A 979-nucleotide genomic window follows, 5' to 3' on the forward strand; every position below is an offset into this window, starting at 1 on the left:
TCTTTGTTGAAGCCGTTAAAAATTTCCCTCGCCAGGGCCCTGTGATTCCCTTCTGATTCGTGAAAGTGAATCTCTGTTTGAAATTTGGGCCACTGGTTGAATTCCGACCGATACAAGTAAACAACTTCAGACTCTATGCACTCCAAAGCATAGAATTCTTCCTCTTCAGGACATTCGTTTAGAACCCAGATATGAAGAGAGGCCTCAGCCAGTTCCTTCCTCCAGCGATACCCCCAATATCCTCCTGTGCCGTCTGCTTTAAAACCAAGCCGCATGCGTGCGCTCATTCCCTGAACGGTCTGCCCAATATAGATAAGTGAGCTGCTGTGGGAAAACACATAAAGCTTGGGACCTCGAGTAGTAACTGGCGCCAAAAAGGTACGCCTTCCCTCTGCACTCAGAACAGAATAGCTATCGTCTCCATCCACTGAGACCTGGTATGCATACGGACCTTCAAGTTTCAAAGGTGATCACCCCCGAATCCATTAACGCCGCCAGCACGCGCGGCTTTGTAGTGGAGGCGAAGCCGCAACGGAAAAGCCGTCGCCGTGCCTGGCCTGGTTAGGTGCTTGTTGATTCTGGACTCCCATCGTCCACCTTCTTGAAAGTCACATGATCAAGATACTCTTCAATGGAGATTTCTTCAGCATCAAGGCGTTGACATGCTTCGCCCGTAGTGCAGAAGGTCATTTTATGCTCTTTGGAACTCGTCAGATATCGTAGTTCAACCAACCTCGCCTTTGAGCTTCGCCATAAGGGAATAAGAAGATGGCTCGCATGAATGAGCCGCTGTTGGGTGGTTTCGTGAAGGTCGAGTACAGTTGTTCTTGCCGATGAGTCATTCTGCGATAACTCAATGACCCTAAACCCCTGCGTGCTAACTCCAGAAACAAACGTCATCATGTGAACATCTGAGCGGACCTCCGTTTCTCGAAGGTACGGTTTGATATTTTCCCAGCGATCAAAGAAAAACAGCGTT

2 protein-coding genes are annotated in these 979 nt (G+C 48.8%); both read right to left on the reverse strand.

The genetic code is table 11. From position 1 onward, the window contains the following. Positions 1-374 (reverse strand): hypothetical protein (locus A3730_RS32475; RefSeq protein ID WP_231883830.1); only part of this gene is annotated, 374 nt, incomplete at its 3' end. 187 nt (positions 375-561) lie between these two features. Further along, on the reverse strand, positions 562-979 hold a 418-nt coding region (locus A3730_RS32480), incomplete at its 5' end, for a hypothetical protein (RefSeq protein WP_231883831.1).

The organism is Alcanivorax sp. HI0044 (genome assembly GCF_001634945.1).